Here is a 23,289-nt window from a genome sequence, read left to right as displayed (position 1 = left end):
GAGAAACTCTCTAATGAGCCATCCGGTTTTCCGCCGTATCCTTCTGACCAATGATGACGGCATTGACGCACCCGGTCTGGCGGTCCTTCAGGACGTGGCGGCGCAGTTGTCGGATGATGTGTGGGTGGTTGCCCCGGCGCGGGATCAGAGCGGAATTTCGCATGCACTGAGCCTGCATGACCCGCTGCGGGTGCATCAGCATGGGCCAAGGCGCTTTGCCGTGACCGGCACGCCGGGTGATTGCGTGGCCATTGCGGCACGGCATATTCTGGGTGACGCGGCCCCGAGCCTTGTCCTGTCCGGGGTCAATCGTGGGGCGAATCTGGGCGTTGAAACGGTGTTTTCCGGCACGGTGGGGGCGGCCATGACAGCCATGCTTCTCGGCCTGCCTGCATTTGCGCTCAGTCAGGCCTTCAGCGACGGCAATAATGTGCCGTGGGAAACAGCCCGAAAACTGGCACCCGATGTCATTGCCGCCTTCGCCCCCCTCGCGCTGCCGGAGCCCGCCTGCCTGAATATCAATTTTCCTGCCTGTCGCGCCAGCGAGGCAAAGGAGGCCGTGGTAACGACGCAGGGCCGCGGGCTGCTGCGCGATGTCGAGGTTGTGGCCCGCGAGGATATGCGCCGCGCGGCCTATCACTGGCTGCATCTCAGGCGCGATCATGAGAGCGACGCACCCGGTACGGAAACCCGTGCCATCGCCGAGAAACATGTGAGCGTGACGCCGCTTTCCTTCGGGCGGACAAACAGGGTGGTCCATGACTGGCTGATGGCACGGCCCCGCTAGCCGTCGGGGGCTCTCCTCTGCTCGGACAGATCGGGGGAGGGCAGGCGAAGATCTCACACTGGTGGTTGGCGTATCGCGTCATGACCCGACCCGGGCTTGCTGACGTCATGCGCTGCTTTCGGGAGGATGACGCAAGCCAGAGCCCCCAACCGGATCCGTTTCCCGGCGTTGCAATCGGTATCCAACACTGATTCATCCGATTGCACTGGAAACGACATGAGCCAAGATCTGCTGGACTGGACCGATGTTATGGCCCTGAATGACCTTCCCGAAGAGGTCATCACGCCTTTCAGCATCGGCGACAAGGCGCTGGTTCTCTATCGCTCAGGCGATCAGATCCGGGCATTCGACGGAAAATGCCCGCATAAGGGGGCCCCGATGGAGCAGGGCGTGGCCTGCCGCTCACTGCAGGGCGATGTGCAGCTTGTCTGCCCCTGGCACAAGGCGAGTTTCTCGGCCGAGAGTGGTCGCCTGATCGAGCCGCCCGCTCTCGATCCGCTCAATCGCTACCCGGTTGAAGTTCATGATGATCGCGTGCTCGTGGGCAAACAGCCCATGAGCCAGACGGCGCCAGCCCCCATGCGCGAGCACGAATTCGTTGCCGTCATCGGGGCCGGAGCGGCGGCGATTGCTGCGGCCGTGACTTTGCGCGAGGAGGGCTTTGCCGGACGCGTGGTACTGGTCAGCCCAGAACCCGACCTGCCCTACGATCGCACAGCGCTCAGCAAGATGGTGCTTGGCTCGGGTGAGGAGGGGGCACCTCCTCCGGCTCTGCGCCCGGCAGAATGGTATGACGCGCACAGGATCGAACGGCTGATTGATCGGGCGGTCAACGTCGATCTCGAAACCCGCCTGATCACGCTGGAGAAAGGCAATCCGTTCACGCCGGATCATATCCTGCTTGCCTCCGGCTCGCGCGCCCGCAAGCTGGATGTGCCCGGCGCCACGCTGGAAGGGGTGCATGGGCTTCGCTCTGCGCAGGACGCTCAGCAGATCATCGCGGCGGTGGACAAGAACACGAGTGTCGTCGTGATCGGCTCCGGCTTTATCGGCATGGAGGCGGCGGCGGCCTTGCGCAAGCGTGGGGCTGGCGTAACGGTGGTGTCGCAAAGCGAATTGCCATTCCAGAAGCAGCTTGGCGACAGCGTGGCAGGTGCCCTGCGCAGCCTGCATGAGGAGAAAGGCGTTGCCTTTATCGCCTCGCGCAAGGTGAAGGCCATTGAGGGAGATAAGGCAGTCAGCGCTGTGACGCTGGATGACGGAAGCACCATCAGCGCCAATCTGGTTCTGGCCGGTATCGGTGCCAGCCCGGTGCTGGATTATCTGCCTGATTACGCCATCAACAATCAGGGTGGGCTCGATGTGGATGAGTCCATGCGGGTTGCCCCTCATGTCTATGCGGTGGGCGATATCGCCAGCATGGCGCATGACGGCCAGCGTTACCGCATCGAGCACTGGCGCACCGCGCAGTGTCAGGCGCGTATCGCGGCACGCACCATGCTGGGCCTGCCCGGCGGGACATTGCCTGTGCCGTGGTTCTGGACGCAGCACTATGACCGCAAGATCGAATATCTCGGCTGGCCCCAGAGCTTCGACAGGGTCGAGATCGACGGCGAGGCGGATCGCTTCGATTTCACCGCACGTTATCTTAAGGGTGATAAAATTGTGGGTCTCGCCATGGCGGGACGTCCAAAAGAGATGGCGAAGGAAGCCGTCACCTTCGACGATGCTTGACAGACAAGGGGTGGAGCGGCTTCCTGCGCTTCATTCGCGGGGGGAACACCCCCGCAACCCCGTGGTTACGAATCAGGAAGACGCCCATGCACCTTTATCGCACGCATAGCTGTAGCGCCCTGCGCGAAAGCGACGCCGGCCAGACCGTCCGTCTGTCGGGCTGGGTTCACAGCAAGCGCGATCATGGTGGTCTTCTCTTCATCGACCTGCGCGACCAGACCGGCGTCACCCAGATTGTCATTCCTTCGGGAACGGATCTGCTGGAGACAGTAGAGCGTCTGCGCGTCGAGAGCGTGATTACCGTTACGGGCGAAGTCGTGGCGCGTGAAGACGGCCAGCGCAACCCGCATCTCCCCACAGGCGCCATCGAACTGCGCGCCCGCGAGATCGAGGTCCGCTCCCATGCCGCCGTGCTGCCTTTCCAGGTGGCGGGCAACGAGAACTACCCCGAGGACCTGCGCCTCAAATATCGCTACCTCGACCTGCGTCGCGAGAAGATGGCGGCCAATATCCGCCTGCGTTCGGCAGTCATTGCTTCCATGCGCTCGCGCATGATCGGCCACGGATTTACTGAGTTCCAGACGCCCATCCTGACCGCATCCTCGCCTGAAGGCGCGCGCGACTTCCTCGTGCCTGCGCGCCTGCATCCGGGCAAGTTCTATGCGCTGCCGCAGGCACCGCAGCAGTTCAAGCAGCTGGCCATGGTGGCGGGTTTCGACCGCTATTTCCAGATCGCGCCCTGCTTCCGCGATGAAGCCTCACGCGCTGACCGCAGCCCCGGCGAGTTCTATCAGCTCGATTTCGAGATGGCGTTCGCCACGCAGGAAGACGTGTTTGCCGTGCTGGAAGACGTGCTGAGTGGCCTGTTTGCCGAGTTCGGCAAGGGCCGCAAGGTCGACACGGCACCTTTCCGCCGTATTCCCTATGACGAGGCAATGCGTCTTTACGGTTCCGACAAGCCGGACCTGCGAAACCCGCTTCTGATCAGCACGGTGACAGAAGCCTTTGCCAATTCCGGCTTTGGCCTGTTCGCCCGTATCGCGGCCAATGGCGGCGAAGTGCGCGCCATTCCGGCCCCCGGTGCCGGTACGCGTCCGCGTGGCTTCTTCGACAAGCTCAATAGCTGGGCGCGTGATGCCGGTGCGGGCGGTCTGGGCTACATCATCTTCGAGGAAGATGGCGGCAAGGGCCCGATTGCCAAGAATCTGGAAGCCGATCGCGTTGAGGCCATTCGTGAAGCCTGTGGCCTCAAGGCGGGCGATGCCGTGTTCTTTGCCGCAGGCGAAGGCGATGCCGTGGCCAAGTTCTCGGGTCAGGTGCGTACGCGCATCGCGCAGGAACTTGATCTGATCGAGCAGGACGCGTTCCGTTTCTGCTGGATTGTCGATTTCCCGATGTTTGAGCGCAATGAGGAGACGGGTCAGATCGACTTCTCGCACAACCCGTTCTCCATGCCGCAGGGCGGGCTTGAGGCGCTGAACTCGCAGGACCCGCTGACCATCAAGGCCTATCAGTACGATATCGTCTGCAACGGCATCGAGCTCTCCTCGGGCGCGATCCGTAACCATCTGCCGGAAGTCATGATCCGTGCCTTTGCCATTGCCGGCTATGGCGAGGACATGGTCGAGGCGCGCTTTGGCGGCATGCTCAACGCGTTCCGCTACGGTGCCCCGCCGCATGGTGGCTCGGCACCGGGTGTGGACCGCATTGTGATGCTGCTGGCCGATGAGCCGAACATTCGTGAGGTCATCCTGTTCCCGCTCAACCAGAGCGGTGAGGACCTCATGATGGAAGCGCCGGCGCCGGTTGAGCCCGCGCGCCTGAAGGAGCTTTCGCTTGCCATCCTGCCGCCCAAGCCCAAGGCTGCGGTCGTCAAGGACGGGGGACAGAAAGAAGCCGGCCAGAAGGACGGGGCTGCCTGAGAACCCCTCGGAGCAGAACCATGCGATTGAGCCGGGCAAAGGGAGCATCGCCTGCGATGCTCTGCCTTCAGGCTGTGGCCTCGGCAGGTGCCGGTGCTCTGTCGGGTCTCTGGCTGGCCCTTTACGGTCTGGCTCCCCCCGCGCACGCGGCGCAAGTTCCGAAGGCCGAGCCAGCCTTGCTTGCGCATAAGGTGACCTACACGCTCGATCTCGCCCGTCTCAAGGCGGGGTCGCTGGCAACGGCGGGTGGTCAGGCCACTTACCAGATTCATGATCTGTGCGATGCTTGGTCTGTCAGCCAGAAGCTCGATGTGCAGGTGACCGGTGCCGATGGCACGGTCTCGGTACTGAGCTATCAATCGGCAACGCTCGAGGACAAGAAGGGGCGGTCCTTCATTTTCCGGACGGTCCAGACTCAGGATAACGAAACCACCAGCGAGACCGCCGGAGAGGCCAGACGCCAGCGCAATGGCAATGTGCTGGTGCGCTTTACCAAGCCAGAGGCCAAGGTCATGACCTTGCCGGCACGGGTCGTCTTTCCCACGCAGTTCACCCTTCAATTGCTCGATGGCGCGCATAAGGGCGTACTGCATCTGGAGCGCGATCTGTTCGATGGGGCTTCCACCGATGGCGCGACGCCAAGCTATGCTACGCTGGGGCGACTGGCGCAGGTAAAGCCTGATAATCCCAAGGCGCTCTTTGACGGGCTCAGCGCCGTGCCGGTCTCGGTGGCGAGTTTTGGCGTCGGCAACGCGGCGTTTTTGCCTGATTCGACGTATAGCGACCGCCTCTGGACGAACGGCGTCGAGGACAGGTTGCTGATCGATTTTGGTGATTATGTTCTGTCAGGCCAGATCGAGAGCCTGACAAGTTTGCCAAACCCGCGCTGCCCCTGACACGAGCCCTGCGCTCTCGATCGACGGCCACGCCGCCACCCGACGAGAACGGGTCGGCTCTCGGCCGTACCCCGGATGCGTTTTCATTCGGGTGTGGTCAGGGTCGCGACAGCCGTATGAGGGGGGCTGTAAAGGCCGTCGCGCCCTTCATAAACAACGGCCAACAGAGGCCTGTATTCAAGCCAGCGCAACAATCAGCGGGATGTGATCCGATGGCTGATCTTTCGCCCGCTCATCTTGATCGGGCGTGACCGATACAAGACGTTCGGCCAGTCTTGGCGACAGCAGCGCATGGTCGATGCGCAAGCCGGCGTTTCGCTGGAAGGCGGCGTTCTGATAATCGAAGAATGTGTAGTGCCGTCCCGAGGGTTTGAGCGCGCGCAATGCATCAGTCAGCCCGAGCCAGAGCAGACGATGCCAGCCTGCGCGGCTCTCGGGGCGCAGCAGGGCATCTCCCGCGCTCAGGGCCCCGGGGGCGAAATCCTCATCTGTGGGGCAGACATTGAAATCACCCGTGAACAGGAAATCGGCTTCCTCATCGCGCAGGGTTTGGGCTCGCTCGGCAAGTGCGGCGAAAAAGTCGAGCTTGGTCGCAAAGCCTTCTGCCCCGCCCGAATTTCCGTTGGGTAGATAAAGATTGCCGATCGTCATGCCCGCCATGCGGACTTCGACATAGCGGGCGGCTTCATGGGCGAAGCCGGGCAGGCGCTCGTGAACCACCTCGACAGGCGTGCGCGCCAGCATGGCAACGCCATTATAGCCTTTTTGCCCCACCACAACCGGATGATATCCGGCCTCTGCAAAGCTTGCCGGAAAGAGATGCGTCTCGCATTTCAGTTCCTGCAGGCAGAGCAGATCCGGTTTGACGCGGTCGAGCCAGTCGAGCACGTGTTTCTCACGCTGGCGGATGGAATTGACGTTCCAGCTTGCGAAAGTAAAGCTCATGCGAGGGAGAAGCTCGTGCCGCATCCGCAGGACGAGGCTGCATTGGGATTGGCGACCGTGAAATGCGCCCCCATCAGCTTGTCCACGAATTGTAGCTGGGCGCCACCCAGCAGGTCCAGGCTGACCGGATCGACCAGAACCGTTGCACCGTCCTGTTCGATCACCACATCATCATCTGCCCGGTCAGTGTCGAGCTTGAACTGATACTGGAAGCCATTACACCCCCCGGCCAGCACGGCCACACGCAGGGCCAGCCCCGCGGGCTCGTCCTGCTGGGAGATGATCTCGACAATCCGGGCAGCGGCACCGGGCGAGACCGAAAAGCTGCCCGCAAGGGCCGCGTCGGAAGGGGGCGTGGTCTGGCTCATGTTTTCCCATATAATGCGCTCGGCCATGCTCTTAAAGCGGGCAAAGTGGAGAGTGTGGATGATCAGTCAGGATGTCGCCCCCTATGCCGTGCGTCGCGAGACAGCGCGAGGCCGCCTGCACCCCGAGGAGGATGCGCCCACGCGCTCGCCATGGCAGCGTGACCGCGATCGCGTCATTCATTCTGCGGGGTTTCGCACGCTGCAATACAAGACGCAGGTTTTCATCAATCACGAGGGTGATTTCTTTCGCACACGCCTGACCCACTCGCTTGAGGTGGCGCAGATTGCCCGCTCGATTGCCCGCCAGCTTCGTCTGGATGAGGATCTGACCGAGGCACTCGCTCTGGCGCATGATCTTGGTCATACGCCTTTTGGCCATGCGGGGGAGGATGCGCTGAAAGCCTGCATGCAGGATCATGGCGGCTTCGACCACAATACCCAATCCCTGCGTCTCGTGACCCTGCTTGAGGGGCGCTATCACGCCTTTGACGGCCTCAACCTCACCTGGGAGACGCTTGAGGGGCTGGCCAAGCATAATGGCCCGGTCAAACGCCCCACGCCCTATCTGCTGGAATACGACGCCCAGCATCACCTCGATTTCGCCAGCTATGCCTCTGCCGAGGCTCAGGTGGCGGCGCTGGCCGATGATATCGCCTATCATGGCCATGACCTCGATGACGGGTTGCGCGCAGGGCTGCTTCGCTTTGAGGATATCGCAGGTCTGCCAATTGTGGGGCCAGCGCTTGAGCGGGCGATGAGCGGCGCAAGGGCAACCGAGCGCTATGATCGCGAACGCCGGATACGCCATGAGACCATAAGGCAGGTCATCAATGTGCTGGTGACCGATCTCACAATGCAGACAAGGGCCAATATCGAGGCGCTTCGGCCGGAATCGTCAGACGACATCCGCCAGGCCCCAGGGCCCGTGGTTGCCTTCAGCGAGCAGGTGGCGCTGGAGAACAAGGAAATCCGCAAGTTTCTTTATGCGCGCATGTATCGTCACTGGAAGGTGAAGCGCATGACCCGCAAGGCCCGCTTGGCGCTGGGCGAGATTTTCGGGATATTGGCAGAAGACCCAAGCCTGCTGCCCGATGGCTGGCGCGAAAAGGCACAGCAGGGCGATGAGAACGGGCGCAGACGTGTCGTGGCCGATTACATCGCAGGAATGACCGATCGATTTGCGATGGATGAACATCGACGGTTGACGGAACTCTCGATGCTGGGTTGATACAGGCAGCAGAATACACGTCAGGAACGCAAGGCTCTTCATGTCCGATACACCAACGCCCACCACAGACTGCCTTTTCGCCCGTTACCAGAACCAGGTGCGTGAGGCATTGCGTTCGGTGGTGGCCGATCTGCCTGACGAGATTGCGGCCCGTGTCGAGGTAACGCCGACGCGCGACCCGTCTCATGGTGACATGGCAACCAATGCCGCCCTGCTGGCCTCGAAATTCGCCCGTCGTCGTCCTGCCGATATCGCAGCCGATCTGGTGCCGTTGCTTGTGGCGCTGCCGGGTGTCGCCAAGGCAGAAGCTGCCGGACCGGGCTTTGTGAATATCACGCTCAGCCCTGACGTGCTGCAATCGGTGGCGCGCAGCGTGATCGAGGCCGGGCCGCGTTTTGGTGAGTCGCGTCTGGGTGCGGGCAAGCGCGTGAATGTGGAATATGTCTCGGCGAACCCGACGGGCCCGATGCATGTAGGCCATTGCCGTGGCGCCGTGGTGGGCGATGCCCTCGCCAATCTGCTGGGCAAGACCGGGCATGATGTCACCAAGGAATATTACATCAACGATGCCGGGGCGCAGGTCATTGCGCTGACCTGGGCGGCATATTGGCGCTACCTTCAGGCTATTGGCACGCAGGTCGATACCGAGGCTTTTGCCGCGCTGACACCAACCGGTCTGCAATATCAGGGCGACTACCTCATCCCCATTGGTGAGGCTCTCGCGGCCGCGCATGGCAAGGCGCTGGCGAATGAGGCCGGGCAGGCCGCCGAGCCTTCCGTATGGTTCGAGATCGTGCGTGCTGCAACGCTCAAGGCGATGATGGAAGAGATCCGTACCGATCTTGCGGCTCTGGGCATTCATCACGAGGTTTTCGCCTCGGAAGCCGAGACGCTTGCCAGCGGTCGCGTGGATGAGGCGATCAATGCGCTGGACGCCAAGGGGCTGCTTTATGAGGGTGTGCTTGAGCCCCCCAAGGGCAAGACGCCGGAAGACTGGGAGCCACGCCCCCAGACGCTGTTCCGCTCCACCCAGTTTGGCGACGATGTGGATCGTGCGCTGCGCAAATCCGATGGTAGCAACACCTATTTTGCCAATGATATCGGCTATCACGCCAAAAAGGCCGAAGCAGCCGATGTGCTGATCGACGTGCTGGGTGCCGATCATGGCGGCTATGTCTCGCGTATGCGGGCTGCTGTCAGCGCGCTGACCGACGGCAAGACCGAGTTTGAGGTCGTGATGTGCCAGATCGTGCGCATCATGAAGAGCGGCGAGCCCGTGCGCATGTCCAAGCGTGCCGGTACGTTCGTAACCCTGCGCGACCTGCTGGACGAGGTAGGGCGCGACGCCGTGCGCTTTACCATGCTGACCCGCAAGGCCGATGCGCAGATGGATTTCGACCTCGATGCGGTCGTGGCCCAGACGCGCGACAACCCCGTTTTCTATGTTCAGTACGCCCATGCGCGCTGCCGCTCTGTCATGCGCAGTGCCGAAACCATGTTCGGTGCTGACAGCACGAGCGATGCCTCCCTGCTCGGTGCCGATCTGTCGCGCCTTAATGCCGATGTGGAGCTTGCCGTGCTGCGTCGTCTCTCGACCTTCCCGCGTGTGGTCGAGGGGGCTGCCCAGACGCGCGAGCCGCATCGTATCGCCTATTATTGCGGTGAGCTTGCCGCCGATTTCCACGCCTTGTGGAACAAGGGCCGTGAGGATACGACGCTGCGCTTCCTGCATGAGCAGGATCGCCCGGCGAGTCTGGCCAAGCTCGCCCTTGTGGCGTCGGTTGCCAGCGTCCTGCGCTGTGGCCTGGCCATTCTCGGTGTCGAGCCGGTTGAGGAGATGCGATGAACGACGATACGCCAGACTGGCGCGACGATCAGCCGGGTGGCGACGGGGGCTATGACCGCTTCCGCCAGGAGACAGGCCGTGGCCCGGACCGGCGTGCCAATGACCCGCGCTTTACCGATACGCGTCCGCCTTCCTATCCCTCGGACGCCACGGGCGGTGCCGGGTATGACAGTGCAACGGGCTCTCCTCGTGGTGCATCGTCGCAGCCTTCCTCTCCGCGTGAGCGCCTGAGCGCCGATTATGATGACGAACCTGTCTTCAGGCGCCGCAGCGCCGGGGCTGGAGGCGGTCTGGCGTCGCTACTGGGCTCTGACATCATGACGCGTCGCCTTGTTTACGGGGCTGCGGGCCTGGGTGCGCTGCTCGTGGTTGGCGTGGGTGGCTGGTCGCTGCTGGGCGGCCATTCCGGGGGTATTCCCGTCATTGGGCCGCCTCCTGGTCCTGTGCGCGACCGCCCGGCCGATCCGGGCGGGATGCAGATCATGGGTGATGGCACCGACCTTGACGTGACAGGCAAGGGTGAGGCGCATCTGGCCCCTGAACCAGAGCAGCCACGCCCCGAGGCGCTGGCGGCGCGCACGGCCCCCGAGACGCCTCCTGCCGGAGCAACTGCGCCAGCTGGATCAGCAAGCGCGGGAGCAGGGCAGGATGTGGGGGCTGATAGCGCCGGGGCTTCGGGGCAGAGCGCCTCTGGTGGCCTGCCCGACACGTCCGTTCAGAAGCTGCCGGAAGGGACCGGGGCGCAGGGTGAAGCCGATCAGGGCGGGTCTGCCGCACCGACGGCATCAGAAAGTTCGGCTCCTGAAAAGGCGATACCTGAAAAAGCGGCGCCTGAGAAAGTTGTGCCCGAGAAAGCTGTGCCCGAGCGCGCACCGTCGGAGAAACCGGCCAAGGCAGCATCGGCTTCTCCCGCTGCATCGTCTTCCGCAACCACTGACTCTGCCAGCAAGACCGCTGCCGCCAATACGGCAACGGGCGGGCATATGGTCCAGCTTGCAGCCCTTGGCAGCGAAGCCGACGCCAAGGCAACGTGGAGCAAGCTTTCGAAGCAGGCCAGTGATCTGTTGAGCGACCGTACGCCGATGATCGAGCAAAAGACCATCAATGGTCATGTGTTCTATCGTCTGCGCGTCGGCGGGTTTGACACCACCCAGGCCGCAAAGTCGTTCTGCGTGCGCCTGCATGCACGTTCGATTGCCTGCACGCCGGCTGTTTTCTGATCGGCATGGGTGAGGGAAGCACCGCCTTTTCGTCGGCCATGGTACCGGGTGGCGCGGATCTTGAATCAGCGCCGCATCTCTCCCTGACCGGATTTGAGGGGCCGCTCGACCTTTTGCTCGATCTCGCCCGTGCCCAGAAGGTCGATCTGGCACAGATCTCAATATTGCAACTGGTCGAGCAATATCTGGCTTTCGTTGAGGGTGCCCGGCAGATCAGGCTCGAACTGGCCGCAGACTGGCTGGTCATGGCAGCCTGGCTGACATGGCTCAAATCACGGCTGTTGCTGCCCATCGAGAATGAGCCCGATACCGAGGCGGAGGATGCTGCGGGGTTACTGCAGGGGCGCCTTCAGGAACTGGACTCCATCAGGGCTCTTTCTGTCTGGCTTGATCAACGCCCCAGACTGGGAGAGCACGTCTTCGCGCGCGGTGCTGGCGAGGACATGACCCGTATCGATCGTTCGGGGCTGCGGGTGGATCTGATGGGGTTGATCGGCGCCTATCTGGGAATGACCCGCCGTCGTGGACGCAAACATATCTACGCGCCACCACGCCCGCGCTACTGGACCGTGACCGAAGCCGTTTCAGCCTTGCATCGCCTCTTGAATGCAAGCGAGGTGGTGGGCTGGCAGAAACTGACCTCGCTTTTGCCGGTGCAATCCGCCGCATCGCCACGGGCACGGGCTGCCGCCATGGCCAGCGCCCTCGTGGCAGGGCTCGAAATGGCCAAGAGCGGCACTGTGGAACTGCGGCAAGAGAGCGTTTTTGCCGAGATCATGCTTCGGGCCCCTCAGGGTGACTTTCAGGAAGTGACAGAAAGCTGATGTCAGAACTCCCCTTGCCCGACTGGTCGACTTCTCCTGCGGATGCAGTGGAACAGGCCGAAGATGTGTCGGTCGCCTCACCGACGGCAGGTTTCATCGTTCATCCCGATGCGGTTACTGATGCGGATCAGGCAGCCACGCATCGCGACCGCGCAATCGAGGCCGTGAACGCGCTCTCCCGTCTGGTTGAGGGACTGATTTTCGCCAGTGCCGAGCCCGTCACCGAAACAGCGCTAAAGCAGTTCATGGTCTCGCAGGGGGCCGATGAGTCGCTTCTGGGGCCGGTTCTGGCCTGTGTCGTGGCAAGATATGAGGATCATGCAGTGGAGCTGGTGTCGGTCGCCAGAGGCTGGCAGTTCCGGACACGTCCGGAAATTGCCCCGGCACTGACACGCGTGGTGGAGAAACCGCGACGGCTGAGCCGTTCCGCGATGGAAACATTGGCGATCATCGCCTATCATCAGCCCTGCACCCGTGCCGATATCGAAGGCATACGCGGCGTCTCGCTGAGCCAGACCGTGCTTGATACCCTGATCGAGGATGGACTGATCATGCCCAAAGGGCGCAAGGAAGTACCGGGTCGCCCCATTTTATGGGGGACCTCGACGCATTTTCTGAGCAGTTTCGGGCTGAGTGATCTCGGGGCTCTGCCACGGCGTGAGGAATTGCTGCTCGATCCCGATGCTTCGGGACGTAATGATCGTATCGTGACCCAGAAGGGCGCGGGCTAGGCCGGGCGTCGTGCAAGACCGGAGCCGGGTTTCTGAGATGAGTGGGGAAGATGTTCGATTTTAGCTGGTCGGAAATTGCGCTGATCGTTGTCGTGGCGCTGGTTTTCATCGGCCCCAAGGACATGCCGACCGCCATTCGCGCCGTCAGTCGGGGTATCAAGGCCGTGCGTCGCATGGCGTCCGAGTTTCAGGGCCATGTGGATGAGATGATCCGCGAGGCCGATCTGGGGGAAGCACGTGACCATCTGCGCGACCTGAAGCGCTTCGACTTCCGGGACCGTATTGCGCGGACGATCGACTCCGACAAGACGATCAGCAAGAGCCTGGATTTCACGCCGCCTCCGTCGCTTTCCTCTCCGGCCCACGGAACGGACAACGCGATCCCGGTCTCGGGTCCTGGCGTGACAGAGACGCCCAATACCCATGCCTACGGGGCCGGTGAGGTTGAGGCCCACAGCCCAGCCAGGCCTGCCGAGGCCTTTGGTCCGGCGATCCTGCCCCCGGCAACGGCGCGTCGCCTCCGGCATGAAGAGACGCTGTGGCATGCCCCGGCCGTCATTCCGCCCCTTCGGGTCATCCATAACGGGCGTCGTGTCGCGCTCGATCCGCCAACTGCTGCGCCTGCCTCGGTGCCTCCTGCATCGTCAAAGCCCGGCGTTGTGATGAGCGATCATCCCGCTGCCGCGACCCCCGATCTTGCCCAAGCGCCCTATCCTGCCATGACCCCAGAGGTCTCAACGGCCCCGGCCCCTGCGCCGGGGGTGATCCTGCCTGAATGTCCGACAGCGCCATGACGAATAACGACTCCCTCGATGACAAGGCCATGCCGCTGCTCGATCACCTGATCGAGCTGCGCAGGCGGCTTATCTGGTCTCTGGTCGCGTTTATCGTCGCCTTCCTGCTCTGCTATCATTTCTCGGAGCAGATCTATCTGTTTCTTGCCGAGCCTTTGGCGAAGATCATGCGGCAGCAGGGCGAGCAGCCGCATCTGATCTATACGGCGCTGTCAGAAGCCTTTTTTACCTATGTGCGCGTGGCAGTGTTCGGGGCCGTGTTCCTGTCATTTCCGATCATCGCCATGCAGGCCTGGATCTTTATTGCGCCGGGCCTGTATCGCAACGAGAAGCGGGCCTTTGCGCCATTTCTGATTGCCACGCCGCTTATGTTCCTGCTTGGCGCGACCATGGCGTATTACTTCATCTTCCCCATAGCATGGCGCTTCTTCCTGTCGTTCCAGACGGCTCCGGCTGGCTCACAGGGGCTGCATATCGAGTTGCAGGCAAGGGTCTCGGATTATCTTTCTCTGGTCATGAAGCTGATCCTGGCTTTCGGTGCGGCTTTCGAACTGCCCGTCGTACTGACCCTGCTGGCACGTGTGGGCATCGTGACCTCCAAAGGCCTGAAGAAATTCCGCCGCTATGCCATCGTCGGGGCAACGGTCATTGCCGCCATACTGGCCCCGCCCGATGTGATTACCCAGGTGGGCCTCGCCGTGCCGCTGATCTTTCTGTATGAAATCTCGATCTTTACGGCACGTCTCGTTGAGCCGCGCCCTGCGACGATCGACTGAAACCTGACAGGACTTAACTGACATGCATGACTTGCGCGCCCTTCGCGCCGACCCGGCTGGTTTTGATGCGGCTCTGGCTCGTCGCGGCCTGTCGCCTGTCGCCGGTGATCTGGTGCGACGCGATGAGGAGCGTCGTGCGGCCCTTCAAGTCCTTCAGGAGCAGCAGGCACAGCGCAAGGTTCTGGCCAGGGAAATCGGTCAGGGCAAGAAAGCCGGGCAGGATACCAGCGCCCTTGAGCAGAAGGCTGTCGAACTGCGCGATCATATCGCGGCGCTCGAAGCCAGTGCCTCGACAATCGAGAGCGAGATCAGCGCCACGCTGGCCGGTCTGCCCAACCGTCTTGATGAAACCGTGCCGGAAGGGCGCGACGAGGAGGCCAATCAGGTTGTTCACCAATGGGGTGAGGTGCCTGTTTTCGACTTCGAGCCCAAGCAGCATTTCGAACTTGGCGAACAGCTGGGGCTGATGGATTTCCCGGCGGCCGCCAAGCTTTCAGGTGCCCGTTTCACGGTGCTGCGCGGAGCGCTGGCGCGTCTGGAGCGTGCTCTTGGGCAGTTCATGCTCGATACCCACACGCAGGAATTTGGCTATAGCGAGACCATCGTGCCGCTTCTGGTCAATGATGCGGCCATGTACGGCACCGACAAGCTGCCCAAATTCGCCGAGGATTCCTTTCAGACCACGGATGGCCGCTGGCTGATCCCGACCGCAGAGGTGCCCCTCACGGCCAGTGTCGCAGGTGAGATCCTCGAGGCGAAGGCGTTGCCGTTGCGTATGACGGCGCTTTCAAGCTGTTTCCGTTCCGAGGCCGGGTCGGCCGGGCGTGACGTGCGTGGCATGCTGCGCCAGCACCAGTTCAGCAAGGTCGAGCTGGTGTCCGTTACGACGCCCGAAGCCAGCGCGGATGAACATGAGCGCATGACGCGCTGTGCAGAAACCATTCTGGAGCGGCTGAATATCCCCTATCGCCGTATGCTGCTCTGCGCCGGAGATACCGGGTTCGGTGCTGCCAAGACATTCGATCTCGAAGGCTGGTTGCCCGGCCAGAAGGCCTGGCGCGAAATCTCTTCCTGCTCCAACACGCGCGATTTTCAGGCACGCCGCATGAATGCGCGCTACCGCACCGAGAACGGTCCGGCTTTTGTGAACACCCTTAACGGGTCTGGTCTGGCAGTGGGGCGCACGTTGATTGCCGTCATGGAAAACGGCCAGACGGCCGATGGGGCGATCGAGATCCCCGAGGTCTTGCACCCCTATATGGGCGGGATGACCCGCATCGGCTGATGCTTAAGCTCGATGGGACGCGCATCCGATGGCACGGCAAAGCCAGTCTGTCGGATCAGGTCGCATCGTCGCCGTGCGGGTGAGCACCTGCCTGACACGCCCGTAAAAAGGGCGTCGTGACTGACATTGCGAGAAGGAAGACCCTCATGCGTCTGACCGAGCCGACCCTTCATGCCGACAGGCTTCTTGTGCTGTTGCGTCAGATCGTCGGCACGCCGCATGTGCTTGTCGCGCCTCATGCGACAGCGCCCTATACCAAGGGGTTCCGGTTCGGATCGGGCAAGGTGAGGGCGGTCATCCGGCCGCGGACGCTGGTGGAATTCTGGCGTGTGGCCGAGCTTTGTGTGGCGGCTGACCAGATCATGATCGTGCAGGCGGCCAATACCGGGCTGACCGGGGGCTCGACGCCAGACGGCGACGCGTATGATCGCCCCGTCATCCTGATCAACACCCGTCGTCTGCGCGGCATGCATCTGCTCGATGGTGGCCGACAGGTGATCTGCCTGCCCGGCACAACCCTGCACAAGCTTGAAACCACCCTCGCGCGTCATGGGCGCGAGCCCCATTCGGTTATTGGCTCATCCTGCATCGGGGCCTCGGTGCTGGGGGGGATCAGCAATAACTCAGGGGGCGCTCTGGTGCAGCGCGGCCCGGCTTATACCGAGATGGCCCTGTATGGTCGTGTCACGGCAGAGGGACGACTCGAGCTCGTCAACCATCTGGGCGTAAAACTGGATGCTGACCCGATCAGGGCGCTGGCCCGTCTGGAAAGTGGGGCGTTCACACGTGACGAGATCGAATGGACCGGCCGGAAAGGGCATGATGACGGCTATGTCGCGCATGTGCGCGATGTTGAGGCCCAGACACCTGCGCGGTTCAACCAGGATGAGCGCCGTCTGTTCGAGGCATCTGGCTGCGCGGGCAAGCTGATTGTCTTTGCCGTGCGCGTTGACAGCTTTCCGGCCGAGCTCGATTCCCGCGTTTTCTATATAGGTACGAACTGCACCGACAAACTTGAGGATCTGCGCCGCCATCTGCTGACGGCCTATGACACGCTGCCGATCGCCGGTGAGTACATGCACCGCAATGCCTTTCGTATTGCCGAGGCCTATGGGCGCGATACGGTGGCCCTCATACGCTACGCAGGCACCAGAAATATTCCGCGTCTCTTTGCGGCCAAGGCCTGGCTGGATGACTGGCTTGGTCAGTGGAAATGGCTGCCTGCGCACCTGACCGACAAGGTCATGCAGAAGCTGGGGCGTCTGTTACCCCAGCAGATTCCAGAGCGTATGCTCGCCTTCGAGGCGCGATTCGAGCACCATCTCATGCTGCGCGTTTCGGCAGATCTGGCCCCCAGGGTCGAGGCGCATTTGCGCGATACGTTCGCGACAGAAGGAACAGACTGGTTCGCCTGCACACCCGATGAGGGCAATCGTGCCTTTCTGCATCGGTTTGCGGCAGCCGGTGCGGCGCTGCGTTATCGCGCGGTGCATGATCATGAGGTGGGGGAGATTGTTGCCCTCGATGTTGCGCTGCGACGGAACGACAGGGAATGGTCCGAAACCTTGCCCGCAGCACTCGATGCCCGGATTTTGGAGAAGCTCTATTACGGGCATTTTCTTTGCCACGTGATGCATCAGGATTACGTTCTGAAGCCGGGGGAGTCAGCGGAAGCGACCGAGCATGAAATGCTCAGGCTGCTGGACCAGAGAGGGGCCCGCTATCCTGCGGAACATAATCTCGGTCATTTGTATGAAGGCGATGACGCCCTGTTTGCCCATTACCGGGATTTGGACCCTTGTAATTGTCTCAATCCCGGTATTGGAAGGTCGACAAAGAAGCGAAACTGGAAAGCAGAAAGTATCTGAGGAGAGTAGAACGGGTGGCCCTGCGCAAGGCCTGTCAAAGCAAGGTGGCGTAGGGCCGAGGCGCACCTTTACGGTGGGCCAACCCCTTTATATTTGGCATCTGCAGAGAAAACCCTGATCGAGATCATGGTTTTCGACGAAAATGTGCTTACGGAAAAACCAGACGACATATCTGTATTCCTTCTTCACATGGCGCACGATGCGCACTATTTCGCGTTGGTCGAACTTTACTTCAATCAACCGGAGTGATTTCCGGAGAATTACTTGAAGCAACCTCGGTTGCCGCAAGGAAACGCTAGCGCGGTTTTTGTGAAGAATGGAAGAACTTTTTGCGTCGACCACGCGAAAAAATTCATGTGTCGCGCCGGAAACCGGGCCGCCGATCTGGATAAGTCTCTGTCTGAACGAGATTTTTTCGCTCATGGTGCGGCAGGCCGAATCGTCATATCGAGCTCATTACAGCGCCCACCCAACCGTTTCGCATGGTTCTGACAGCGGCTCGGCAGGGATGCGGATGCCAGCGACAGGGAGGGGACGCGCACGCGCGATCTCGCGCGGCCACCCTCCCATGTCCCTATTCCGGGTATGTTCTGCCACCCTGCCGAAGCGCAGCGAGACGACGCGGGATAAAAAACGATTGCGGCGTGTCAGCCGCGGCCGCGGCCACCCTTGCCGCCCTTGCGCGGGCCGCCCGCTCCCTTGAAACGCCTGCCGGAGGGCGATCCACCGGGGGAGCGCTCACCCGACTCGATTCTGCCACCATCGCGCCCGGCGCCGTCACGACGCGCATCGCTTCTGGATGACGGGGGGCGGCCGGGGCCGGAATAGCCTCCGCCGGACCGGCCACCAAATCCTTTCCCGCCGCCGCGCCTGCCGGGCATGGCGCGTTTCTGATGTTCACGCTCGCGGCTTTGCTGGCGAAGCACCGCCTCGATCCAGTCATTCAGGGCCGTCGTGTTGTCCTCGGCGGCCTGCTTGTCGGTGTAGGCATCGGCAAAGCGCAGCGAGAGCCAGCGCCACGCCACAAGGCGCTTGTGCCGTTTCTCAGCGCGTTCGAGTTCCTCGCGCCCGGCCTGTGAGGGCTGGACCAGACGCCCTGTGCCGGGGGGCGGCACCCGCCGACCCGCTGCATGATCGCTGGCCCAGCCGACCAGCCGCGAAATGCCATTATCGCGCTCATCGATGGGGCACATGGCGTAGACCCAGCGCTGCGTGAGGGAGAGCCCCTCCACACCTTCCAGGGCTGAGGCAATCTCGAAGGCCTGATCCATATCGGCCAGACGGTAATTCGGGTCGTCGGCGCGCAACACGGCGCGCTTGATGCGCACCAGCACGCCGTAAAGGCTGTCGGTCTCGATTTCCTCAGCCACCGCGCGCACGATATCGGCATCCGGCTGCACGAGGGGGCGCAGTTCCGTGATGGGCTCGGGCGGTGCGGCCAGCATCTTGCGGATATGGGCCGGTGTACCAGCTTCACCCAGCACGGCGACGACGCCGTTTTCATGATGGCCGTAGCGCCCGGCGCGACCGCCAATCTGCTTGATTTCCTGCGCGGTCAGGTCTCGCGTCTGTTTGCCGTCATATTTGCGCAGCGCGCTGAACACCACGCGCTTGATGGACAGGTTAAGTCCCATGCCAATGGCATCGGTTGCGACAAGGATTTCGGCCTCGCCATTATTGAATCGCGCGGCTTCGGCACGGCGCACCTCAGGGCTGAGCGCGCCATAGACTACGGCCACACGCTTGCCGAGCGTCAAAAGCTCGGCGCGCAGATCCAGCACCTCGCGTCGTGAGAAGGCAATGAGCGCATCGCCCGCCTCCAGATCGCGCAAACGCAAAGGCGCGCTGGCGGCGCGCAGCGGCGATTTGCGCTCAAGGCTGATTTCATCCAGCGGGTCATCGCAAAGCTCGGCAATACGCCTGATGAGCGGGATGCAATCGGGGGCGCCCAGAATATACAGATGACGCGCCGGTACACCCATGATGGCAGCCGTCCAGGCCGCGCCGCGATCGGGGTCCATCAGCATTTGCGCTTCATCGATCAGCGCGACATCGACCGGGTTGTGAAAGGGGCACATCTCGACTGTTGCGGCCAGATGGCGGGCGCCGGGGAAATCGATGCGTTCCTCACCCGTGGCGAGCGAAGCCGGAACCCCGCGGGACAACAGGGACTCGCGAAACTCATGGGCCAGAAGGCGCAGGGGGGCGAGGGCGAGGCCGCTCTCGGCGTTGGCCAGCGCATTGAGCGCGGTGTAGGATTTGCCTGAATTGGTCGGACCGGTCACCAGCGTGATACGGCGCTTGAGCGAGCGTGCCGTGCGAAAATGCGCGACATAGCGATCGAGCGCGGCCACACGGGCGATGACAGCATTGCCGACCTTGCGCCCGGCGAGCGCTGGTGTGCCTTTTTCGCCACCGCGCCATTCCGCCAGTTGCGAACGCAGGCGCTTGAGGATTTCGGGATCGAACTCGAATTTTTCAGTACCGTCGGGCTGCGGGGTACGGCGTGTGACGGGCAGGCGGTTTTCGGCAATCCAGCGCAGTGCCTCGCGCGGGGTGCAATGCAGGATGGCGGGCACCTGATCGAAGCCGACGAGGCTTTCTTCCCATGCCTTGAGGCGCTCGTTTTCCCGCTTGCGCCGTGCCTCGGCGCGCGCCTCAATCCGCTCTTCCTCTTCGCGTCGCGCCTTTTCGCTCGCGATCAGCTCGGCCTCGAAGCCGGTATCCTCCACCCCGAAAGCCGAGGCGATGATCTGCGCCAGCCGATCGATCTGTCCGCCCGAGAGGAAAGTGCCCGCATCGGTCAGATCGGCCTGCACCGCTTCAAGCACGTCGCGCGGCGTATGCCCCATATCGCGAAAACGTGCGGCTAGCGTGTCTGCCAGCGTGGCACGGAGCAGCTCTGGCGTGGCCCGGGGGTCGTGCACGCGACTCACCGCATCGAGCATGTCAGCCTTGCTGATCCAGAGTTCACCCGCGCGGCGGGTGAGGTTCATCAGCTGTGCTGCCCAGTCCTTGCGGCGCACATCGCATATCAGGCGCTCATATTCAGAGGCGAGGATGGTGTTCGTCCCCGGCACGAGGCTTCGTGCGATCAGTTTGAGCAGGCGCGGCTCTTCCTTGGGGGAGGGCGAGAGGCCGGTTTCCTCGATCGCAACAGAGAGCGCGTGATCGGCGGGGGAGAGTGCTGAGTCCATGAATCCGTTTGTGCGTTATGACACGGTTTGCTGCAACGGGAGACTTGCGGCCATGGGCGTTTCGCTTTCCTATACGCAACCGGAACGATACGCTGCGGCGTATTTTTTTGAGACGTGACACAAGGAGAACCCGGTGCGGTTCAAGCAAGCTCCGAAGATTTCTGCTCTTTTCGCTCTGACGGCTTTGATGGGCGGCACGGCCCTCGCAGCGCCGGACATGCCGCCGCCGCATATGGGCCCGCCACCCCCGCCGCCCGGCCCCGATGGTGGCCCCGGCGATGTGCATGGTCCTGCCTTTCTGATGAAGCCACAGCATGTTCTGAGCGATGGCAGTGTGACCATTCGCGGGCAGGCTGTTCCCTATCAGGCAGAGTCCGGCACGCTCATCGTTCATCCCGAGGGCTGGGACGATGCCAATCCCGATCCGAAAGCCCCGCAGGCTGTCGCCTCCATTTTCTACGTCGCCTATTTCAAGAAGGGCGCGCATCCGGAAAACCGTCCCATCACCTTCGTCTATAATGGTGGGCCGGGGTCTGCGACGGTCTGGCTGCATATGGGTGCGCTTGGCCCCAAGCGTGTTGTCACATCGGATGACGTCCACACCCCCGCTGCGCCTTACAAGCTCGTGGATAACGACGACTCACTTCTGGATTCGACGGATCTCGTCTTTATCGATGCACCGGGCACGGGTTTTGGCCGCGTGATCGGCAAGGATCGTGACAAGGCCTTTTACGGCACTGACCCCGATGCTGCTGCGTTCACCGATTTCATCGCGCAGTTTCTGGCGCGTCACGGGCGTTACAACTCACCCAAATACCTGTTTGGCGAAAGCTACGGCACGACGCGTTCCGCCATCATCGCCAATGCCCTGGCCAATGAGAAAGGGATCGACCTCAATGGTGTGATCCTGCTTTCCCAGATTCTGAATTACGGCAATTCCATCGATCGTGCGCAGGGTAACCCGAGCAATGACCAGCCTTATGTGCTGGGCCTGCCGAGCTTTGCCGCGACAGCCTGGTATCATCACAAGCTGCCCGACCAGCCTGCCGATCTGAAGGCGTTTCTGGCCGAGGTCGAGCATTTTGCGCTGACCGACTACACCTCCGCCCTGCAGGATGGCACCGGCATCAGCGATGAGAAGCTCAAGGCCACGGCCGAAAAGCTGCATCGCTATACGGGCCTGCCGGTCGATTATCTGATCAAGGCCGATCTGCGCGTGAATGGCGGCGAGTTTGCCAAGACGCTGCTGGGTGATGAGGGGCAGGATACGGGTCGCCTCGATAGCCGCTTCTCCGGCCCGAGCCTCGACCCGCTGGCCCAGCGTCCGGCCTATGATCCGCAATCGGCGGCCATGGACTCGGCCTATGTGGCGGCGTTCAACGACTATGCGCGCAAGACGCTGCATTACGGTGCCGATCCGTCCTTTGGCGATGGGTATATGGAATATCGTGTGAGCGCCCATAGTATCGGCAAGTGGAGCTTCACCCACAAGCAGCCCGACCAGCGCGGTCCTGCCCGTGGCGAGCCCAATGTGCTGCCGGATCTAGCGATGGCGATGAAAACCAACCCCTCGCTACAGGTCATGCTCAACCAGGGTTATTACGATCTCGGCACGCCCTATTTCGAGGGTGTGTATGAAATGCGCCATCTGCCGATCCCGCGCGCGCTCGCGAAAAATATCGAGATCAAGCAATATGCGTCGGGTCATATGGTCTATGCCCATCTGCCCGCGTTGAAGGAAATGCACGATAACGTTTCGCAGTTTATTGCAAGGACGCATCCGAAATCGTCGTAATAATTTAGAACAGGCGCGGCTGTGGGGTTTCCAAACGGCGGAAGGATGATCTAGAAATTTCGCCACTTTGGGCGGTGTCAGACCGCCCGCCCCCTGCAAGCATGCGAAAGAGTGCCTGATGAACGCGCCTGTCTCCCTGCCTATGCCTACCATTGCCGAGCCCCTGTCCGGGCTTCTGCCCGTTGAGGGGCATCCGGGCCAGTATCGTCTGGCGCCCCCCAGCAAGGAATACGGGCATCTCCAGGCATGCGAAGTGCTGAGCGTCCATCACTGGACTGACCGTCTTTTCACCTTCACCTGCACGCGCGATCCGGGTCTGCGCTTCGAGAACGGCCAGTTCACGATGATCGGCATCGAGGTCGAGGGCAAGCCGCTGCTGCGCGCCTATTCCATCGCTTCGGCCAATTACGAGGAAGAGCTGGAATTCCTGTCCATTGCGGTGGAAGACGGCCCGCTGACGTCGCGTTTGCGCCATGTGAAGGTGGGTGACATCGTGCTTGTCGGTCGCAAGCCGGTAGGCACTTTGCTGCTCGATAATCTGCGTCCGGGCCGTAACCTCTATTTCCTCTCGACGGGTACGGGTCTTGCCCCGTTCATGAGCCTGATCGAGGACCCGGAATGCTACGAGCGTTATGAGAATGTCGTGCTGAGCCATACCGTTCGTGTTTCGGGCGAACTGGCCTACATGAACCATATTCGCCATGACCTGCCGAACCACGAATTCCTTGGCGAGTATGTGTCCAAGCAGCTGAAATACTATCCGGCCGTTACCCGTGAAGACTTCGCTGTGACCGATCGCATCACCACGCTGATCGAAAACGGCAAGATCTTCGAGGATCTGGGCCTGCCCAGGCTCGATCCGGAGCATGACCGCGTGATGATCTGCGGCTCGCCGGAAATGCTGGCCGATACGGAAAAGCTGCTGCTTTCCATGGGCTTTGACGAGGGCAATATGAGCAATCAGGGCTCCTATGTCGTCGAGAAGGCCTTTGCGGAACGCTAAGCCCTCCGGCCCCGTTCTGAAGGGGCGCAGAACAGAATACTGAACATACCATGCGCGGCCGGGAGATTTT

General features: G+C 62.0%; 18 protein-coding genes. 15 read left to right on the top strand and 3 right to left on the bottom strand.

The window, feature by feature from the left end; genetic code table 11:
• Positions 1-13: 13 nt before the first annotated feature.
• The 4 genes from surE to F3J08_RS15145 all read left to right on the top strand — a co-directional run bounded on the left by surE (position 14) and on the right by F3J08_RS15145 (position 5,339).
• Entirely contained in the window at positions 14-787 is a 774-nt protein-coding gene (surE, locus tag F3J08_RS15160) for a 5'/3'-nucleotidase SurE (RefSeq protein WP_166931191.1), read from the top strand.
• Between the two features lie 216 nt (positions 788-1,003).
• Positions 1,004-2,521 carry an FAD-dependent oxidoreductase gene (locus tag F3J08_RS15155; protein WP_166931188.1) on the top strand — a complete coding sequence of 506 codons (1,518 nt, stop codon included), beginning with the start codon at positions 1,004-1,006 and terminating at the stop codon, positions 2,519-2,521.
• An 86-nt stretch (positions 2,522-2,607) separates the two neighbouring features.
• Entirely contained in the window at positions 2,608-4,443 is a 1,836-nt protein-coding gene (gene aspS / locus F3J08_RS15150) for an aspartate--tRNA ligase (RefSeq protein WP_166931185.1), read from the top strand.
• A 20-nt stretch (positions 4,444-4,463) separates the two neighbouring features.
• A complete protein-coding gene (locus F3J08_RS15145; RefSeq protein WP_166931182.1) occupies positions 4,464-5,339 on the top strand; it encodes an EipB family protein in 876 nt (291 codons plus the stop codon).
• Between the two features lie 177 nt (positions 5,340-5,516).
• Here the strand turns inward: F3J08_RS15145 and xth are convergent, their stop codons facing one another.
• Together xth and erpA are read right to left on the bottom strand one after the other, a co-directional pair.
• Positions 5,517-6,284 carry an exodeoxyribonuclease III gene (xth, locus tag F3J08_RS15140; protein WP_166931179.1) on the bottom strand — a complete coding sequence of 256 codons (768 nt, stop codon included), beginning with the start codon at positions 6,282-6,284 and terminating at the stop codon, positions 5,517-5,519.
• Positions 6,281-6,652: an iron-sulfur cluster insertion protein ErpA gene (erpA, locus tag F3J08_RS15135; protein ID WP_062165699.1), complete on the bottom strand. Its 372-nt coding sequence runs from the start codon at positions 6,650-6,652 to the stop codon at positions 6,281-6,283. The genes xth and erpA overlap by 4 nt, the downstream gene beginning before the upstream one ends.
• A gap of 58 nt (positions 6,653-6,710) precedes the next feature.
• Between erpA and F3J08_RS15130 the strand changes: the two genes are divergently transcribed.
• The 9 genes from F3J08_RS15130 to dld all read left to right on the top strand — a co-directional run bounded on the left by F3J08_RS15130 (position 6,711) and on the right by dld (position 17,224).
• Positions 6,711-7,880: a deoxyguanosinetriphosphate triphosphohydrolase gene (locus F3J08_RS15130; RefSeq protein ID WP_031240767.1), complete on the top strand. Its 1,170-nt coding sequence runs from the start codon at positions 6,711-6,713 to the stop codon at positions 7,878-7,880.
• 40 nt (positions 7,881-7,920) lie between these two features.
• The gene (argS, locus tag F3J08_RS15125) at positions 7,921-9,726 is read left to right on the top strand and encodes an arginine--tRNA ligase (RefSeq protein ID WP_166931176.1); all 1,806 of its coding nucleotides are present in this window, start codon (positions 7,921-7,923) and stop codon (positions 9,724-9,726) included.
• On the top strand, positions 9,723-10,946 hold the full coding sequence (locus tag F3J08_RS15120; protein ID WP_166931173.1) for an SPOR domain-containing protein: 1,224 nt from the start codon (positions 9,723-9,725) through the stop codon (positions 10,944-10,946). Before argS ends, F3J08_RS15120 begins: the two co-directional genes overlap by 4 nt.
• Before the next feature lie 38 nt (positions 10,947-10,984).
• Positions 10,985-11,770 carry a ScpA family protein gene (locus F3J08_RS15115; protein WP_240149394.1) on the top strand — a complete coding sequence of 262 codons (786 nt, stop codon included), beginning with the start codon at positions 10,985-10,987 and terminating at the stop codon, positions 11,768-11,770.
• Complete coding sequence (gene scpB / locus F3J08_RS15110) at positions 11,770-12,501, top strand: SMC-Scp complex subunit ScpB (protein WP_166931167.1); 732 nt, start codon at positions 11,770-11,772, stop codon at positions 12,499-12,501. The genes F3J08_RS15115 and scpB overlap by 1 nt, the downstream gene beginning before the upstream one ends.
• Positions 12,502-12,551: 50 nt before the next feature.
• Positions 12,552-13,295 (top strand): Sec-independent protein translocase protein TatB, encoded by a 744-nt coding sequence (gene tatB, locus F3J08_RS15105; protein WP_166931164.1) that lies wholly within the window; start codon positions 12,552-12,554, stop codon positions 13,293-13,295.
• Entirely contained in the window at positions 13,277-14,071 is a 795-nt protein-coding gene (gene tatC / locus F3J08_RS15100; protein WP_171840661.1) for a twin-arginine translocase subunit TatC, read from the top strand. Before tatB ends, tatC begins: the two co-directional genes overlap by 19 nt.
• 22 nt (positions 14,072-14,093) lie before the next feature.
• Positions 14,094-15,356 (top strand): serine--tRNA ligase, encoded by a 1,263-nt coding sequence (gene serS / locus F3J08_RS15095; protein WP_166931161.1) that lies wholly within the window; start codon positions 14,094-14,096, stop codon positions 15,354-15,356.
• A 146-nt stretch (positions 15,357-15,502) separates the two neighbouring features.
• A complete protein-coding gene (gene dld / locus F3J08_RS15090; protein ID WP_166931158.1) occupies positions 15,503-17,224 on the top strand; it encodes a D-lactate dehydrogenase in 1,722 nt (573 codons plus the stop codon).
• A 647-nt stretch (positions 17,225-17,871) separates the two neighbouring features.
• On the opposite strand, the gene F3J08_RS15085 is transcribed toward dld, so the two are convergent.
• A complete protein-coding gene (locus tag F3J08_RS15085) occupies positions 17,872-20,421 on the bottom strand; it encodes a helicase-related protein (RefSeq protein WP_166931155.1) in 2,550 nt (849 codons plus the stop codon).
• A gap of 217 nt (positions 20,422-20,638) precedes the next feature.
• Between F3J08_RS15085 and F3J08_RS15080 the strand changes: the two genes are divergently transcribed.
• Both F3J08_RS15080 and F3J08_RS15075 read left to right on the top strand, forming a co-directional pair.
• The gene (locus tag F3J08_RS15080) at positions 20,639-22,216 is read left to right on the top strand and encodes a S10 family peptidase (protein WP_370458751.1); all 1,578 of its coding nucleotides are present in this window, start codon (positions 20,639-20,641) and stop codon (positions 22,214-22,216) included.
• Positions 22,217-22,334: 118 nt separating this feature from the next.
• Positions 22,335-23,219, top strand: a complete 885-nt coding sequence (locus tag F3J08_RS15075) for a ferredoxin--NADP reductase (protein WP_166931152.1) — start codon at positions 22,335-22,337, stop codon at positions 23,217-23,219.
• Positions 23,220-23,289 lie beyond the last annotated feature (70 nt).

The organism is Asaia sp. As-1742, from assembly GCF_011753235.1.
In the GTDB taxonomy this organism is placed as follows: Bacteria; Pseudomonadota; Alphaproteobacteria; order Acetobacterales; family Acetobacteraceae; genus Asaia; species Asaia bogorensis_B.
This window is presented reverse-complemented; position numbering and strand designations above follow the sequence as displayed.

Excerpts from the sequence above, each read along its gene's own strand:
- F3J08_RS15120 (WP_166931173.1), top strand. The coding sequence starts at position 9,723 with ATGAACGACGATACGCCAGACTGGCGCGACGATCAGCCGGGTGGCGAC.
- dld (WP_166931158.1), top strand. The coding sequence starts at position 15,503 with ATGCGTCTGACCGAGCCGACCCTTCATGCCGACAGGCTTCTTGTGCTG.
- xth (WP_166931179.1), bottom strand. The coding sequence starts at position 6,284 with ATGAGCTTTACTTTCGCAAGCTGGAACGTCAATTCCATCCGCCAGCGT.
- F3J08_RS15130 (WP_031240767.1), top strand. The coding sequence starts at position 6,711 with ATGATCAGTCAGGATGTCGCCCCCTATGCCGTGCGTCGCGAGACAGCG.
- argS (WP_166931176.1), top strand. The coding sequence starts at position 7,921 with ATGTCCGATACACCAACGCCCACCACAGACTGCCTTTTCGCCCGTTAC.
- F3J08_RS15145 (WP_166931182.1), top strand. The coding sequence starts at position 4,464 with ATGCGATTGAGCCGGGCAAAGGGAGCATCGCCTGCGATGCTCTGCCTT.
- surE (WP_166931191.1), top strand. The coding sequence starts at position 14 with ATGAGCCATCCGGTTTTCCGCCGTATCCTTCTGACCAATGATGACGGC.
- aspS (WP_166931185.1), top strand. The coding sequence starts at position 2,608 with ATGCACCTTTATCGCACGCATAGCTGTAGCGCCCTGCGCGAAAGCGAC.
- F3J08_RS15080 (WP_370458751.1), top strand. The coding sequence starts at position 20,639 with ATGCCGCCGCCGCATATGGGCCCGCCACCCCCGCCGCCCGGCCCCGAT.
- F3J08_RS15155 (WP_166931188.1), top strand. The coding sequence starts at position 1,004 with ATGAGCCAAGATCTGCTGGACTGGACCGATGTTATGGCCCTGAATGAC.
- tatB (WP_166931164.1), top strand. The coding sequence starts at position 12,552 with ATGTTCGATTTTAGCTGGTCGGAAATTGCGCTGATCGTTGTCGTGGCG.
- F3J08_RS15085 (WP_166931155.1), bottom strand. The coding sequence starts at position 20,421 with ATGGACTCAGCACTCTCCCCCGCCGATCACGCGCTCTCTGTTGCGATC.
- scpB (WP_166931167.1), top strand. The coding sequence starts at position 11,770 with ATGTCAGAACTCCCCTTGCCCGACTGGTCGACTTCTCCTGCGGATGCA.
- erpA (WP_062165699.1), bottom strand. The coding sequence starts at position 6,652 with ATGAGCCAGACCACGCCCCCTTCCGACGCGGCCCTTGCGGGCAGCTTT.
- serS (WP_166931161.1), top strand. The coding sequence starts at position 14,094 with ATGCATGACTTGCGCGCCCTTCGCGCCGACCCGGCTGGTTTTGATGCG.
- F3J08_RS15075 (WP_166931152.1), top strand. The coding sequence starts at position 22,335 with ATGAACGCGCCTGTCTCCCTGCCTATGCCTACCATTGCCGAGCCCCTG.
- tatC (WP_171840661.1), top strand. The coding sequence starts at position 13,277 with ATGTCCGACAGCGCCATGACGAATAACGACTCCCTCGATGACAAGGCC.
- F3J08_RS15115 (WP_240149394.1), top strand. The coding sequence starts at position 10,985 with ATGGTACCGGGTGGCGCGGATCTTGAATCAGCGCCGCATCTCTCCCTG.